Source organism: Ruegeria sp. ABV4_181 (assembly GCF_056158465.1).
In genome coordinates, this window is record NZ_JBSWTI010000006.1 from 260,466 (window position 1) to 276,261 (window position 15,796).

The window sequence follows — 15,796 nt, forward strand, 5'->3', positions numbered from 1 at the left end:
GTAGTCTTTTTTTGGCTGGCCGACGCGCAGATGGCGCATCTTCAACCCCTCTTTCCGAAATCGCATGGCAAGCCTCGGGTTGATGACAAGCGGGTGTTGAGCGGAATTATCTTCATCAACCGCAATCGGTTACGCGCCTGCATCCCCGGCCGCAACCAACGCATGGCCCCGGTCAAATACGACAAGCGCAGGTACAAACGCCGCAACCGGATCGAGATCATGTTCAGCAGGCTCAAGGATTGGAGATGCGTCGCAACCCGCAAGGACCGCTGACCCAAAGTCCTCCTTTCTGCCATCGCGCTCGCAGCAACCGTCATCTATTGGTTATGAACCCGGACCCAAACGCGGGGAAGCAGGCATTCGTAAGCCACGCAGAAATCGACAGTATTTGGATTAGCAACCGACCTCAGAGACCGTGCGATATCTTCGGTCACGAAGCACGATGGGCCCGTTGAGGACGGTCCCGTGTCGTCGCCTAGCTTGGGTCGGTGATGCTGCGCTTGCACCCGCATTCCCAACACTCGCTGAATGCGCAATATGTCAGGAACCGGTCAACAAGCCGCGCCATAGGCAAAGCAGCGGGATGTATCTGCGGCGGATCTAGCCTCTGTGCTCTGCCGGAAGAACTCGGTTGCCCGACTTCGAGCCTACCGGATCGCAGTTGTGCTGAGCCGAGTGTGGGTCATAGCTGGGCTGTTGGTCTCGCTGTCTTTGATTTGGCCTCAGTTCAGTTTTGTTCAGGATGGCTCAATCGCAATCGTCAATAGTATTGAGCGGCAAAACGAGCGATATGTTCGGGGTGTTTGCCGCAGAAAGGAACACACCGCGTGCAATTTGTGTTGCACGTTGGACCCTGCTGCGTGGTTTACAAGACGCCATTCACGCGGCACAAGTCAAAACGCAGGGCGGGCTTCAAGCTACCGGTCTCCGGAATCGAAAATGCCTTCACCCTGCTCGTCAATCACCTGCTTCGCTTTCGTAATGCTGAAGCTTTCGGCCTGATCCAGGCTGTCAAAAACATCCGCCCGGATCACCACATAGGTTTTGCGATCTCCGTCGATGGTCTTTTCGATACGGGCGGACAGGCGGTACTTGCCGCCCTCGGCTATCAGGTCGGGGAAGATGTCGAACCCCTTGTACCCGACAGGCTCCGGATCCGACTTTTCACCGCCTCCGAAGAGTTTTGAAAACAGGGACATGCGGAGGTTCCTTTCGGCGTTGCTCGGATCGGAGACTAACACTGCTCAAAGACGTGGTGAAGCGCGTTGCGCGTTCAATTCACTGAATGCTCGATCCGACGGCCCTCACCGTGCAAGGTCTGAGCGTCCGGATCTGCAGTGAAGAACCGGACCCCTGAATGAGCGTTTCGGACACGGGGGCTCCATATCGTATCAGACCCGCAGTTATGGCGATTTACGCGGATGCCGCTTGGCTCAATTGGTTTCACATGCAATGCTCCAACTGCAAAACGACAAAAGGGGAGTTGTCAGATGAAACACCACCTGCTTGCGCTGACTTTTGGTCTAACGGCCACCATTGGTTCGGCCGATGAATGGCGCTTCAACAACTTCTTGCCCGAAACGCGACCGGAATCCGCCGAGCTGTCGCAGTTTGTCGACGAGGTGAATGCTGCAGACACTGGCACCACGCTAAAGATTTACAGCGGCGGATCGCTCGGGCTTCCAAATACCGACGTGTTGCGCTTTGTGCCCAAGGGCGCCGTCGAGATGAGCCTGATGTGGGCGAACTACCTTGGCCGCGACGCGCCGGAACTCAGCTCGGTCGTGGTTCAGGGTACAATTGCGTCGGTTGAAGAATTCAAGCAGGCGCTGCCTGTCGTGCGGGAGATTTATGCCGAGGCCTATTCGGATTGGGGCATTACATCCGTGGGCTATGCGGCCATCCCGATGCTGTCGGTATCGGTCTTTTGCAGGGACGAGCCGGTGAACACTCTGGAGCAACTGAAGACGAAAAAGTTGCGCGTCTGGGCGCGCGATCAGGTAGAGGCCTTTACCCGGCTTGGCGTAGCAGCACAGATCATTCCGCAGGAAGAGATGTATGTGGCAATGAAAACCGGTGTCGTGGATTGCGCCCTCTATCCGGCGCTCTACGCGCATACCGTGTCGCTGCAGGAAGTGTCGAAATATGGGTCATTCCTTTATCCGATGGCGTCTGGCCCTTATGTAATTGGCGTGTCGAACGACCAGTGGGATGCGGCGGATGATGCTTTCAAGGCTGCCGTTTCCTCCGCCGCTGATGGCCTGTGGGAACGAACCAACCAATACGACGACGATCTCGAACGAGAGATGGCGGCCCGTGAAACACTGGTCGAGCAAGGCATTGTCTGGGGCGAGGACTTTCCTGAGGCGGATCGAGACGCATTTGTTGGAGCCGTGACGGGCATTTGGGCAGAACTGGCCGAAGAAGCAGGCGGCAAGGCCCCACAATACCGCCAGCGCGTATTGGACGCTCTGGGTCGCTAGTTGCGCGTCCAGAATTCAATCGCCTGGGGGCTTGAAAAACTGGCCCTCGCTTGCGCAGGGCTGGCCGCGTTCGGGATCGTGACGATCATCGGTTTTATTGCCACCAGCGTCGTACTGAGAAAATTCGCGAATGCACCGTTGCATATGACCGAAGAGGTCGTAGGCCTGTTGCTTAGCGTCAGTCTCCTGATGGGACTGCCGATGGTCACGCTGAGATCCGAACATGTGAAAGTGTCACTGCTGACGAGCGCTCTTGGTCCCGTTGCGTGCAAATGGGTAGCGGCGGCTGGAGCGGTGCTGAGCATAGTTTTCTTTGGATGGTTGTTGGTTGAATCCTATGAGTGGTTCGAGTTTGCCTACCAACGGAACTTGAAAACGCTGACTTCCCGGATCTTGCTTTATCCGTGGATGGCGATGCTGCCTATGTCCTTGATAATTTGCACAATGATCCTGCTTGCCAGGCTCGCGGGGATCCTGCCCGAACCGGCGCAGCGCTCATGAGCCTGTGGACCACCTTGATTGGCGTGCTGGTCGCCACTGCAAGCACCGGTATGGCCCTAGGAGCAGCGTTAGGTTTGACCGGGATGGTCATCCTGTACTTTTATTCCAACGGGGCGACCTCTCTGGCTATTGACGCCATCTGGAACGTCTTCAACTCGTTCACGCTCAGCGCCGTGCCGGTGTTTATCCTGCTGGGCGAGATCCTATTGCGCAGTGGCATCAGCAAACGCGCTTATGCCGCGTTCTCCCCGATTTTCCGCCGCGTTCCCGGGGGCCTATTGCATACCAATATTGCCGTTTGCACGCTATTTGGCGCGGTCAGCGGTTCAAGTCTGTCGACTGCCGCCGCCGTCGGGTCGGTCGCCTATCCTGAAATGACGCGTCGCGGCTACGACAAGGATATGATCGTCGGCAGCCTTGCTGGAGGCGGGACACTGGGGCTGCTGATCCCGCCAAGCCTCTCGTTTCTGATCTACGGTGCTCTTACCGAAACATCCATTGGACGCCTGTTTGCTGCCGGGATTGTACCAGGATTGATGGTCGGTTTGATGTTCATGACGTACATTCTGATCCGCAGCCTGCGAACGCCTTCTCTGGCTCCGCGCACAGCCGAAGCAACGGATCTGTGGCAAGTCATAATGGGCTTTCGCGAAATCTGGCCCATCCTGGTATTGATCATGGCCGTCATAGGTACCATCGTGGGTGGGATCGCCACCCCGACTGAGGCTGCGGGGCTGGGCGTTGTGATTGCCATAATAATCTCTTCAGTGTGGGGAGATCTGACGCTGCGCAAACTGAAAGATGCGGTCTACAATTCGGTGCTGTTATTTTCCTCCATCGGATTTCTGGTGCTGGGTGCCACCATACTCGCACTATCGGTCAGCGTATTGGGGGTCCCTCAGAAAATCCTTGAGACAGTGGCGCATTCGGGTTTGGGCTCCTATGCCGTTCTGGCTGTGGTTCTGCTGACTTACCTGATCCTCGGCTGTTTCTTCGACGGTTTGTCACTGATGATCATGACGTTGCCCGTCGTGTTTCCGCTTTTGACCGGGCTTGGGTTTGACCCAATATGGGTTGGCGTCATCATCACGATTGTGATCGAGATCGGTCAGGTGACACCACCTGTGGGGCTGAACCTGTCCGTGTTGACATCGCTCACGCGCGGCGAGGTGCCCTTGGGGCGGGTTGCGATCGCTACTATACCCTACTGGGTCATCCATCTAATGGCGATCGGCCTGTTGGTCCTGTTTCCCGCGATAGCACTCTACGTGCCAAATATTCTTTTCTAAGGGACGAGACAATTGGAAGCTGTTTGGACCGGGAATAGCGTCAATCATTGATGTTCAAATCTCAGGGTTACAGGGAGATCTGACTCTCCAAAGCGGTAATGACAATCGTTCGAGGGGCACAACTGGCCTAAGGTGTTTCTACTTTGCGCGTCGGGCTACACCCTAGGCGCAAGCCGCCATAGTCAAAGGCCCAGACCGGACCCTCAACACCTGGTCAAGATGCTGCGCTCGCAGCCCGCTTTGTTGCCAATCGCTGCGAGCACGAATTCAAGGACCAACCAAACTTGCATTCTGCGGGACAAAGGCGACCTTGAACAACTCGAACCTCTGGCCAATGATTGCGAAAGTAAGGACATTTCTGAAGCGGGATCTGCATGCTGTTTATAGCTTCAACTTAAAATATTCCATTTGGTCTCGGAGCACTCTTGGACTTCTACCGTGCTTCCTTTTGGCTAGTTTTTATTGTTTCTTTGTGTCCGGTTGCACTGGTTCTGTCGGTTTTTGACCCAACTGCAAAATCGAACTTAGTCATGATTTCTGCCTATTGTGGGATATCGGCCATTTCGACAATTGTAGGCTATTTTTGGGGTAAGTTTCTGCGAGGCCGCGCCGCCAAAAAAAGAACAAGATTGAACAAATGTTTCAGCAATACGGGCTCTACATGATGTTTCGCCGCTTGAAGCCCCAATGGCCGGGTTCGGTTGGCGCAGCCGTCCACTTCATCTGCACCGAACGGAGAAGGAGCGGGACATTGCCGATCTTCGCGGTATGCGCACCAATGTCTGAAGTGGCAATCCAAGGCTACCCAAACTAAGGTAATCATATGCGAAATACGCAAGACAAAGCGATATTAGCGGCTCACAACAACGCCGACCTTTGTGCTGCAATCATGGCCGCAAACGGAGTACGTACCGAGCGCAATGAACTAGCGTACTTTTGCATCGACACCCCTCTCCCGTACTACCCCAAAATAGTCACGCTTGATCCAAACGCTTCTAGCGAGTTCAACGCTGGGATTCGTGGGCATAGCGGTATCAAAGACAGTTTTTCGTGCTTGGATGTCGATGCTTTGGGCCTGCGAGTTGCATTCGAAGCATCATGGATTTGGTCAGATGCCGTCTCCCGAGAACAATCGACGAAATGGATTCGGGTCGAAAATGTGCATGATCTTTCGAACTGGCATCAAGCATGGAACGGGAACGATAGCACGTTAGATGAGCTGATCTTCAATCCAGGCTGCTTGAATGACCCTAACTTAGTTTTCCTTGCGCGCATGTCAGAAGAAGCCATTGAAGCCGGCTGTATTGCCAACCTTTCGAAAGATGTAGTTGGCATGTCAAATGTGTTTTCTACAAAATCAAACGATACGTTACTTTACTCTGAGGCTTTGGCGGCGACCTCCTCCGTCGGCCCAAATCTTCCTGTTGTGGGATATGAACGGGGCGCTGAACTTGATGCTGCCTGCGAGGCGGGGTTCAAAGTAATCGGCCCTTTGCGTATTTTGGTGCGCTAAAGGCAACCGCTCCCAGGTATTGCTTTAGCATGGTGTTACCTAGAGCCGCCGTTTGTTGACGACGCAGCATCATTCAAAGGGAATTCGCTGTGGACCTTGGCTGCAAAGCACGGCGCGGCAATGCGGACTTTGCATCCATCCGTATTTTTACTCCAATGGACCGCAGTCAGTCCGAAGCGGGCATTCACAATTAGACGTTTAGTTTCCAAGATGTTCAAAGACGCGGGCATTTGCATGAGGCTACACCTGATGCCAGTTTTCAACGTCTTGGGCAGCTTCCTCGACCGTAAAAGCGGCCTCTACCTCCGCGATTGCACACTGTACTTCGTCCGGGCTTGCACTGAGTTCTAAGATGTTGCCCTCAAGGTCATGGGCTGACCCGGCATCTGAATAAATCGTATCGACCACAATTCCGATGGCGTTTCGGTGTTGCAGCAAGTGCTCAAATAACCGGACATAGATCGTCTCTTCGTATGGAGAATGGATGCCCGCCTCAGAAACTAAGCCCAATTCCACAGCCTTGGCGCATGTCTGGCGCCAGGCCAGTTCCATTGTCGATGGAGGCGCATCTCTGGCCTCATTGGGATGTCTAGGATTCGCAAACGTAGATCTTCGAATGGCTTCGAGATTGTCGCGCAAACTCATTGTGGGAACCGGATAGATGAATGTGGTTCCCGCGGATGCGAGGGCTGGTTCAATCGGATCCGGCTGCACTTGGGTGAACTCAGAATATCTGTTTCCAATGATGGGGACTTCACCGACAATCATGTCGTTTGGATCAGTATTCTCTGCCTGCCATCGCGCCAGGGCTCTCCGGCCCCACAATCCGGCTGCCTTTCGGATCAACGGATGAGTTCCATCCGAAACATCTGGATACCTTGCGAATATGTCGTCGGTTTGAAACGAAGCGAGCCCTGTATCCCAACGCATGATATGCACGCGACGTCCCAAGCAGACCGAAATGGATATCTGTTGGCGCAGTAGGAACGACTTTCCAGATGCTGGTAATCCAGTGAAGAACACCATGCGGCAACGACGTGCAGCTTCCGCCAGGTGTCTTCCAATCTCTGTGTCCGCAAAACTGTCGATAGAAATTGCGGGTCTCCTAATTCTGTGTCGGCCACACAGCCCAGAGTGGCGAGCGCTCGACACGTTCAAGATTGTTGCCCGAGAAATACGCCGATTTCACGGATGAATTTTCAACCTAAGTCGCCCTATAGCCCAGTTTGAGAGCTTTCCAATGCATAGAGGTGTTTCAAGGCTCGCACCAAATCCGCGCCGCGCCTGGCTCAGACGGCAGAATGCAGGCCAAACCGAATGTTCATTACTAATCACGGTTTACGAAGTGCGTAACTGAGCGGTAATTGGGCTTCATGGCCCAATTACCACTTCCAGCACGCTCCCCTTATTCCAGACATGGCAACATCAGGCGCAATAAGGGTGACGCGCGTACCAATGCTGCCTGTTCAGTCGGTTGCGAAGCAATAAAATAGGCCCGCCCCGCCAGAACGTGGCAGATGTTCCTCTCCGCAACCGCGCGAGCCGTGCGATGAGTTCCAGGACAACATGTTTCGGGCATCGTTGAGACCTACACGGTCATGGTGCCCAACAATCGCAGACCCGTCCTCACTATTCGAAGTCCAATTGCTGCATGTCGTGTCACCACCTGCCGTCGAGAAATATCCAGCGGAATCGGAGCCGGTCAGAATGTCATGTTTGTTCGGCTGACTGCCACGCCCATTGACAGGGTTGCCGTTTTCGTCGAGCGCGGTCTGTAGATTGATATTCACACCGTCACTGTGCAGGTCATCAACATTGTTGGCGATAAGCTCTCCATTGGCATTATACCAAGGACCCGACCCGATCCGGTCGCGTGCAGAAATGCCATTGGTGATTGTCATCGGGTCGGTGCCGCGATCAATGGACATTGAGGTGCTCAGATAGGCCGCAAAAGTCTTGGTAGAACCGGTCGCGGAAGCAAGCGCATTGCAATGAGCATCGGCACCTTCGAGGCCGCCCAGGTTGGCGCCGTCGCCCTTGCCGACGCTAGTGATGAAGAACGACATCTCTTCGCTTGCCGATTGCGCGTGTCCGGTCGCCGCGATACAGCAGATTACGAGTGCAACAACCCCATGAGCAGTTTTTCTGCTGGTGAACTTCGACATGTGTGTCTCCCTTCTTGCTGTTTGATCACTGATGCTAGCTATATGTAACCATCGGGTCCATCTGAGTGACGGATTTATGACACTATGGTGTTGGCGCCATTCACTACAACCGGTCGTGCATGACCGACCCTGTGGCCCTATTCATTTTTACCTTACTCCCGTCACACGTGTTAAGTACGGTAGCTCACCTGTTCCCAGGATTTATTGTAACGATTGACTGAGGGACATGACGGAATGACACAAAAAATCGCTCTTTGGAGCATTCCAATATCCCTCGCGGTACTGGCATTGAAACTGTTGGCTTGGTGGCTAACCGGCTCGGTGGCGTTATTGTCAGACGCAATGGAATCAACCGTGAATGTCGTCGCGGCGCTGCTGGCGTATTTTGCGGTTCGGGTTGCCAATAAACCTCCTGATGAAAACCACCCCTTTGGTCACAAGAAAGCCGAGTATCTATCCGCCGTCGTTGAGGGCGCACTTATTGTGCTGGCAGCGTTCCTGATCATCAGAGAAGCCGTGCAGGCCCTTCCCAATCCGCAACTTGACGATGCGCCACTGCTTGGAATTGCCATCAATATCGTTGCCACGGGCGTGAACGGTGCATGGGCCTACCTATTGCTTACGATCGGCAGACGCGAGGGGTCGCCCGCCCTGGAAGCAAGCTCCCGGCACATTTTTACAGATGTTATGACTTCAGTTGGTGTGATCGCGGGACTTATTCTCACGCTTGTCACCGGATGGTTGATCCTGGACCCGGTTCTGGCAATTCTTGTTGCATTGAACATCTTGTGGGAAGGATGGAAAGTTATCCGGGCTTCTGTCGATGGCCTGATGGATGTGAGCCTTTCCGATCATGACTTGCAGACTGTCTCTAGTGCAATCGAAGCAAATCTCGGCGCAGCGTTAGAGTACCACGACCTCAAGGGGCGCAGATCCGCAAATGTTATTTTCGTGGAGTTTCATCTTGTTGTGGACGGCACAATGCCGGTCAGCGCAGCGCACGACATATGCAATGACATCGAAGAAGTATTGGAGCGTATGTACCCGGGGTCTGTCTTTGTCATTCATCTTGAACCTGATGACGAGTTGAAGGGCGACGGAGTTAGTTCCCACTAAACTGGTAATAAGGCTGTTCTAAACCAAACTCGGTTGGTTTTGCTTTTTGACTACGACGTTCGGCTTGAAATTCGTCAGACCTAAGCCCGATGTGGGCAAGCCAGACCAGAGTTAGTCTGCCTCCAATGTCACAAAACGTGGCGATCAGAATTGGAGGCGAAAATGAAAATTCAAAGAAAGCTTGGTCAACTTCTTAGTACTGCGGCCTTGGCTTCGTTGATTGTAGCGACGCCTTACGTACCAGCGTTTGACGCCGATGGTCGCCTACATTTTGAACCGTCATATGCCTTTGCCAAGAGCGGCAAGGGGAAAGACGGGGATGGTCGCGACGATGATCGCGACGACGATCGGGATGATGATCGTGATGACGATAGGGACGATGATCGCGACGATGACAGAGATGATGATCGTGACGACAATTCAGGATCAGGCAAAGGTGGTCGCGACGACGACGATGATGACGACGACGATGACTCCAAACGCTCCAATAGAGGCAGCGGAAAGAAAGATCGCTCTCAATCTGGGGGCAAGCCGTCGGGTTCGGCTGGGGTAACAAAGGTCGAAACAAACGCTAACGGCATTGAAGTGCGTTACGCCGACGGAACCAAGGAAGAGATCGAAAATGGGCGGTTTGAGAGAAAAAATGCTCAGAACCGAACCGTTGAAGAACGCCCCGCGACCGGTGCTGACGTCTCAAGGCTGCGGTCTTTGGCGAATGGTATTTCTATCGATAGCGTACGCTCTGCTGGGCAAGGCGGCACTGCTGGTAGCCGTCCCACGAAAATTGAACGCCAGGGCAACAATATCGAAGTAAACTATGCCAATGGCTGGAAAGAAGAGATTGAGTTTGGACGCTACGAGTTGAAAGACCCGTTCAACCGGACTGTTGTTGAACGAAACGCAACAGCCTCTGATCGCCGGAGGTTACAGGCGGTTGCCAACTGAACAACAGCTTCAGTCGATGATCCGTTGGCGGCTTTTCTTGGCGAGGGGCCGTCAGCGTCGTCATAGAGACCGCAGTTAGTCCTTCTTATTCCAAACATCATGGGCAATGAGGGCGGCTTCTACCCGATTTCGCGCATGAAGCTTGGACAGGATTGCCGTCATGTAATGCTTCACGGTCTTTTCCTGAAGGTCCAATTCCTCAGCGATTTCCCGATTGCTAAACCCCTTGGCCACACGTCGAAGAATTTCTTCCTCACGATGCGTGAGGTCATCGAGAATGCTGCTGTTCTTAGATGTGGCGGTGTCAGTCCTTATTTGAAGTAGTACACGCGAGGCCAAGCCCGGAGAAACGAACCCTTCACCCTCGGCGATGCTGCGTAGGGAAGCTGTCAATTCGCTCGCCGTCACTCCCTTCACGATGTACCCTAACGCGCCCGCCTCCAACGCGTCCGCGACATCGCTGCTGTTCTCCGAGACCGTCAAGATTGCGATAAAGGGCGGATTTGCCATCGCTGCGATTTCGCGCGTCGCTTTGATCCCACCGCCGGGCATCGAAAGGTCAAGAACAGCTATGTCGGGCTGGTGCGCGTTGACCAGCGATACGGCCTCTTCAGCATTCGAACCAGCAGCCAAAACTTCGAATCCTTCAGCTTCATTCAATGTGCGTTGCAAACCATCCCTGAAAATTGGATGATCATCGGCTATCACAACAGATGTAGTCATGATGCACCCAGCTTTCTGGGAAAGAGTGTCATGGCAATGGTGGTGCCTTCACCGGGTCTCGACGCGACTTCGAACCTGCCACCAATACTTTCGACCCGATCTTGCAAGCCCATAAGCCCCTGGCCGCCATCGTCACGCAACGCGGTTTCTTCTGACCTGTCAAATCCAGGTCCGTCATCTTTGACCTTTACAACTATGCGGTCGTTTTGCGCCTCAGAGATCACAGTGCAGTTGGCAGCCGGGGCATATCTCGCGGCATTGGAAAGCGTCTCCTGAAGGAACCGAAAAACGCACAGTTTGTCGGACAATGACAACTCCGGAACCTGGCTACCCCGGAACGAAACATCCGGCCGCAACGGGCTGTGTTCTGCGTGATCCTCTACGGCTCTCTTCACAACATCGCCAAGTGACAGGCTGTCGATATCCGGGGCCGACAGCCCTCGTGATATAGCACGAATTTCAGCCAGAGATTTTTGCAAAGATTGCTGAATTTCCTCGGCCTCTTTAGGCCTTTCGGGCCCTTTGGAAAACGCCGCCTCCAGTCTAAGGGCGGCCAGCGACAGGTATTGTGCCGGACCATCATGTAGCTCTGCACCAAGTTTCTTGAGAAACCGATCTGTTTGCGTGGCATACCTTTCTGACGCCTCGACCACACGCGACCGCAGCAAGGCATTCTGCTCAGCCATCCTCTCACTTTCTGTCAGGCGCTGTTTAAGTAGTGCCCCCTGTCGTCGAATTGTTTTGTCGCCAATTGCGACGATGGAATACAGAACAATCGTACTTGCCAGAAATGCGGAACCGACGACCAGCCAACTTGTTCGCCTGGCCTTGGCCAAGTCTAACTCCAGCTGATCGGCCCTTTCGTAGAACTCCGCAACCGCGATGATTTCGCCGGACCAGAGTTCGCGGATGGGGCTGTAAACTTCAAGCAATGGTATACCCAATGCCGCCTCGGCGGCGCTCTCAGCATGATCAAGCTCTTCGAAAGAGCCGGAGATATCACCGTTCCATGCCCGCCTTAAGTCGTCCGTTGGATTGAAACGGTTTCCAATGATGTCTGTATCCGAGGCATGCGCAATCACTCCGCCTTGCTTCCAGAATTTGTAGGAGACAATGCGGTCACGCATCGGCTGGCTCATGAAAATCTCATCCAGTGCCAGGCTCGCCTGCTCAGAAAGGCGGTCGCCATGTGCCAATTCCTGGCTGAGCGGGGAAACAACGCTTTCCATATACAGCGCCGCGGAATTGGCGGAGTTCTGCACGACTGCGTTCTGAATTCGATTTGACACCCAGACCCCGACTATTGCCGTAGCAGCGCCCATCACGAAGATGCTGGCCGCAAGAAAGACTCGCGACAACGACCAATTTCCAATCGTCAGGTCATCTATTTTCGCTCTCATCGTGAAATCGACTATGAACTACTACCTGTTATCGCACCACAGACCTTGGTCTGACGTGATCTGGCAATATCTCAGACACTGAGCTTCGGCACGGTGGCCAGAGTCAGATTTCATCCATCGTTCTCAAGCTTTGCAGCATCGGGCAGTGAACGTTTCCGCTATTGCAATTGGCCGTAAGCTCGCTCAAGGCGCGTTCCAGGCGTCTGAGCTCATCAATCTTGCTTCGAACGCTGGCAATGTGTGCCTCGGCCAGTTCTCTCACTGATCGGCAGTCTTCAGCACTTCCTTCTGACAGCTCCAAAAGCGCCTTTGCGTCTGAAAGAGGAAACCCCAGGTCACGGCACTTCTTCAAAAATCGCAGTCTTCCCACCTCGCTTGCTGAATAGAGGCGACGGTTGTTCAGCGCTCGTGCGGGTTTTGGTACGATGCCTTCGCGTTCGTAGTAGCGGATGGTTTCTATTCCGACCCCGCTTTGCCGGGAAGCCTCACCTATCGCAATCACGCGAAGTGCCCCCTCTTGATCCTGTAGCCGCTACAGGAGTTATACACCCTGAATGTCGACGCCTCAACACAATCAAATCGAGTATCTTGGGGAGCAAAAGGTGAAGAAATATGTGACCCTCAGCTACCTGGGATCGGTTTCCGCTCTGGGGGTTGCGACATGTTGTGTTCTTCCAATGATCATGATGTTGCTCGGCTGGGGTGGCAGTTGGTTGGCGGTATTCGGACAAATTGCGGCGGCAAGCTATTATGTTCTCGCCATCTCAACAGCGCTGGTCGCTGTTTCGTGGTTCGTATCGCATCGATACGGGACGTTGGTAAATCTGAAATGGTGGCTTGTCGGAAGCACGGCAATCACCGTGCTGGCATGGACTATCGTGTTCAATGAGGTTCAAATCAACGACTATCTAATCATGCAGATGTGAAACAATGACAAAACAAACTGTGGTGCTCGATAGCACTTTGACCTGCCCTCAGTGTGGGCACGTTGAAACCGAAAGAATGCCAACCGACTCGTGCCAGTGGTTTTATGAATGCAGATCATGCAAGGCGGTATTGAAGCCCCTAGAAGGCGATTGCTGTGTTTACTGTTCTTACGGAACGGTTCCGTGTCCGCCAATTCAACTAGGTGACTGCTGTTGTGGATAAGCAGGCCGCAACCGCAACATCCGAGAAAGATGTTGATTGCCCGCATTGGCTCGTCCGCCAAAGTTTGCAAAGTCGGCTTTCTGCGCGTTGCTGCAATTGGGACTTAGCGCGGCATCGGTCAACGTGGGGCTCAGAGCGGTCATCTGACCGTTTCAGTAGTCACAGGGTCGGTTCAGACCGCATCAATTTCGGCTGTTCAGGCAAACCTGCGTTCTCTGCGAGACATGCTGATAAGTGATATAGCTGGACAAAGACGACCAGCACGAAGAGGGAGATTAACATGGGCGACAAGGTCTGCGTAATAATAGGTTTTGGCCCGGGGCTCGGGGCTGCCTATGCCGAAACCTTCCAAAATGCAGGATACGACCTCGCGCTTCTCAGCAGATCAGGCGAAGGGCTCAGAGGAACACCGAACACTGGCAATTCCGTGAGAACATATAAGTGTGACGCTGGAGATCCTGAAATTCTCAAAAATGCACTGACTTCGGTCCAAAACGACCTCGGTGAGATCGACGTTGCTATCTACAACGCGGACCTTGCACAATTTGGCGCGCTCGATGACGTATCGGAAATTCAGTTCGAGCAGAGTTGGCGCGTCGGCGCGTTGGGCCTCTTCACGACAGCCAAAGTCCTTGGGCCTCAAATGTCCGAGCGCGGGTTTGGTACCATCGTTGCATCCGGTGCCACCGCTGCCCTTCGCGGAAATGTATGGACGACGGCCTTCGCACCCTCGAAATCGGCTCAACGCACATTAGCCAACTCGCTGGCAAAGCAACTCGGACCAAAAGGCGTACACGTTGTGTACCTCGTCATAGACGGTGTGATCGATACCGAAGACACACGGACCAATTTCGCACCGAACGAACCTGACGAGTTCTTCATTAAACCTGACAAGATTGCAGAAACCGCATTGATGCTCGTAAAGCAAGACAAGTCCGCATGGACCTTTGAACTCGACATTCGTCCATTCGGCGAGAAGTGGTGAACTGACTGCAATGTGAATGACGGCTGTGCGGAGATAGTGTTGAAAAAGTCCGTTGATTGGTTGGTATGGCACTGATTTACTCCAGTTGAGAGTGGAGGTGCAGCGATAATGGGACCGAGGCAGGTGGCGCAGGGCGCGCTGTTCTACGAGTTTTCGCTTGAAGAGTTTGTGCCTGCGGACCATTCGTTACGCGGCATTGATCGGTTTCTGGATTTGTCTGAAATCCGCCCACTGCTTGCACCATCTTACAACTCGCATGGTCGCCCTTCGATTGATCCAGAATTGATTATCCGGATGCTGTTGCTAGGCTACTGTCAGGGCATTCGGTCCGAACGCCGTTTTTGCGAGGAGGTCCACGTTAATTTGGCGTACAGGTGGTTTTGCCGCCTCGACCTCACCGATCCTGTGCCGGATCATTCTACCTTTTCGAAGAACCGGCACGGGCGCTTCCGGGAAAGCGACTTCTTCCGACACCTCTTCGAAACCGTTCTGAGGCGCTGCATTGACGAAGGTCTTGTTGGGGGCGAGAGCTTTGGCGTCGACGCCAGCCTGATCCCTGCCAACGCAAACCAGTCGCGCGGCGTTGATAGCAAAGAAGGTCTGCCGCCCGAGCTGACTATGCGCGTAGTTCAGGAATATCTTGAAACACTGGATGATGCCGCATTCGGCGCGTCGACTAAGGTCGTCCCCAAATACATCTCGCCTGTTGACCCCGCCGCGCGCTGGACCGGGGCAGATGGTGGTGCAGCGTTCTTTGCATATTCCACCAACTATACGGTGGACTTGGACAATGCGATCATTGCCAATGTAGAGCCGTCAGTTCCAATCCGAACCGCTTAGACCTTTTCAGCACGCCGTATGCTCGACCGGATTACGGATCGCTTCGGCGTGAAGCCGGACAAGCTGGTTGGTGATGCAGGCTGCGGGTCAGCCGAGATGCTTGGCTGGTCGGTGGAGGAACGCGGCATTGCTCCGCACATTCCGGTCTGAGGTAAATCGAAGCGGACAGACAGCACATTCTCACGCGAGGACTTTTTCTACGACCTGGCATCCGACAGCTACACCTGCCCGGGCGGCAAGCCTCTGCAAACGTATCGACGGAATTTCTCCAAGCCACGAAAAGCAAATGGCGGCAAAGACGGCTTCGTCAGATACCGCGCCTCAAAGCACGATTGCGACGTATGCCCACTAAAGCCTCAATGTTGTCCGAAGGACAACGGGAGACGCCTCATGCGTTCCGTCCATGAAGCAGCTCGCGACGTGGCCCGCGATATCCGCAAAACCGACGCCTACATGACTTCGTTCATTCAAAGGCGGAAAGTCGAAATGTTGTTTGCCCATTTGAAACGATACATAGGCGTGCCGATGATGCGGCTACGCGGACCGAAAGATGCATACGAACAGTTCCAACTCGCAGCCACTGCCCAGAACCTCAGGAAACTCGCAAAACTGGTCCCGCAGCCGGCACCAACGGGCTGAAACGAAAAGCTCGCGTTGGCGAGACACTCAAGGCGGGCCCAAACCTCC

15 protein-coding genes and 2 pseudogenes are annotated in these 15,796 nt (G+C 53.9%); 11 read left to right on the forward strand and 6 right to left on the reverse strand.

Annotation, left to right across the window (positions count from 1 at the left end; genetic code table 11):
- Positions 1-129: 129 nt before the first annotated feature.
- A pseudogene (locus ACXAC3_RS20690) lies at positions 130-273 on the forward strand (IS5/IS1182 family transposase); the annotation flags it as partial.
- 644 nt (positions 274-917) lie between these two features.
- Here ACXAC3_RS20690 and ACXAC3_RS20695 read toward each other — a convergent pair.
- Positions 918-1,199, reverse strand: a complete 282-nt coding sequence (locus ACXAC3_RS20695; RefSeq protein ID WP_475164393.1) for an HlyU family transcriptional regulator — start codon at positions 1,197-1,199, stop codon at positions 918-920.
- Positions 1,200-1,490: 291 nt separating this feature from the next.
- Here ACXAC3_RS20695 and dctP point away from each other — a divergent pair, with 291 nt between their 5' ends.
- From dctP to ACXAC3_RS20715, 4 genes are all read left to right on the forward strand, one after another.
- Positions 1,491-2,483, forward strand: a complete 993-nt coding sequence (gene dctP / locus ACXAC3_RS20700; RefSeq protein WP_475164394.1) for a TRAP transporter substrate-binding protein DctP — start codon at positions 1,491-1,493, stop codon at positions 2,481-2,483.
- Positions 2,484-2,984 (forward strand): TRAP transporter small permease, encoded by a 501-nt coding sequence (locus tag ACXAC3_RS20705; RefSeq protein WP_475164396.1) that lies wholly within the window; start codon positions 2,484-2,486, stop codon positions 2,982-2,984.
- The gene (locus ACXAC3_RS20710; RefSeq protein WP_475164398.1) at positions 2,981-4,273 is read left to right on the forward strand and encodes a TRAP transporter large permease; all 1,293 of its coding nucleotides are present in this window, start codon (positions 2,981-2,983) and stop codon (positions 4,271-4,273) included. The genes ACXAC3_RS20705 and ACXAC3_RS20710 overlap by 4 nt, the downstream gene beginning before the upstream one ends.
- An 823-nt stretch (positions 4,274-5,096) precedes the next feature.
- Positions 5,097-5,786, forward strand: coding sequence for a hypothetical protein (locus ACXAC3_RS20715; protein WP_475164399.1), 690 nt, complete (start codon positions 5,097-5,099; stop codon positions 5,784-5,786).
- 240 nt (positions 5,787-6,026) lie between these two features.
- On the opposite strand, the gene ACXAC3_RS20720 is transcribed toward ACXAC3_RS20715, so the two are convergent.
- Positions 6,027-6,716, reverse strand: coding sequence for a hypothetical protein (locus ACXAC3_RS20720; protein WP_475164401.1), 690 nt, complete (start codon positions 6,714-6,716; stop codon positions 6,027-6,029).
- A gap of 536 nt (positions 6,717-7,252) precedes the next feature.
- Complete coding sequence (locus ACXAC3_RS20725; protein ID WP_475164403.1) at positions 7,253-7,951, reverse strand: hypothetical protein; 699 nt, start codon at positions 7,949-7,951, stop codon at positions 7,253-7,255.
- 234 nt (positions 7,952-8,185) lie between these two features.
- On the opposite strand from ACXAC3_RS20725, the gene ACXAC3_RS20730 reads away from it, so the two are divergent.
- Both ACXAC3_RS20730 and ACXAC3_RS20735 read left to right on the forward strand, forming a co-directional pair.
- Positions 8,186-9,067: a cation diffusion facilitator family transporter gene (locus ACXAC3_RS20730; RefSeq protein ID WP_475164405.1), complete on the forward strand. Its 882-nt coding sequence runs from the start codon at positions 8,186-8,188 to the stop codon at positions 9,065-9,067.
- A 162-nt stretch (positions 9,068-9,229) separates the two neighbouring features.
- Entirely contained in the window at positions 9,230-10,012 is a 783-nt protein-coding gene (locus tag ACXAC3_RS20735; RefSeq protein WP_475164407.1) for a hypothetical protein, read from the forward strand.
- 75 nt (positions 10,013-10,087) lie between these two features.
- Here ACXAC3_RS20735 and ACXAC3_RS20740 read toward each other — a convergent pair whose 3' ends face one another.
- The 3 genes from ACXAC3_RS20740 to ACXAC3_RS20750 form a co-directional block, all read right to left on the reverse strand.
- The gene (locus ACXAC3_RS20740) at positions 10,088-10,735 is read right to left on the reverse strand and encodes a response regulator (protein ID WP_475164409.1); all 648 of its coding nucleotides are present in this window, start codon (positions 10,733-10,735) and stop codon (positions 10,088-10,090) included.
- On the reverse strand, positions 10,732-12,135 hold the full coding sequence (locus ACXAC3_RS20745) for a sensor histidine kinase (protein WP_475164411.1): 1,404 nt from the start codon (positions 12,133-12,135) through the stop codon (positions 10,732-10,734). The genes ACXAC3_RS20740 and ACXAC3_RS20745 overlap by 4 nt, the downstream gene beginning before the upstream one ends.
- 103 nt (positions 12,136-12,238) lie before the next feature.
- Positions 12,239-12,637: a MerR family transcriptional regulator gene (locus ACXAC3_RS20750; RefSeq protein WP_475164413.1), complete on the reverse strand. Its 399-nt coding sequence runs from the start codon at positions 12,635-12,637 to the stop codon at positions 12,239-12,241.
- 52 nt (positions 12,638-12,689) lie between these two features.
- Between ACXAC3_RS20750 and ACXAC3_RS20755 the strand changes: the two genes are divergently transcribed.
- The 4 genes and pseudogenes from ACXAC3_RS20755 to ACXAC3_RS20770 all read left to right on the forward strand — a co-directional run bounded on the left by ACXAC3_RS20755 (position 12,690) and on the right by ACXAC3_RS20770 (position 15,748).
- Complete coding sequence (locus ACXAC3_RS20755) at positions 12,690-13,061, forward strand: hypothetical protein (protein ID WP_475164416.1); 372 nt, start codon at positions 12,690-12,692, stop codon at positions 13,059-13,061.
- A 4-nt stretch (positions 13,062-13,065) separates the two neighbouring features.
- The gene (locus ACXAC3_RS20760; RefSeq protein WP_475164418.1) at positions 13,066-13,284 is read left to right on the forward strand and encodes a GDCCVxC domain-containing (seleno)protein; all 219 of its coding nucleotides are present in this window, start codon (positions 13,066-13,068) and stop codon (positions 13,282-13,284) included.
- A gap of 280 nt (positions 13,285-13,564) precedes the next feature.
- Positions 13,565-14,269 (forward strand): SDR family NAD(P)-dependent oxidoreductase, encoded by a 705-nt coding sequence (locus ACXAC3_RS20765; RefSeq protein WP_475164420.1) that lies wholly within the window; start codon positions 13,565-13,567, stop codon positions 14,267-14,269.
- 105 nt (positions 14,270-14,374) lie between these two features.
- Positions 14,375-15,748: pseudogene (locus ACXAC3_RS20770) on the forward strand (transposase).
- Positions 15,749-15,796: the final 48 nt, after the last annotated feature.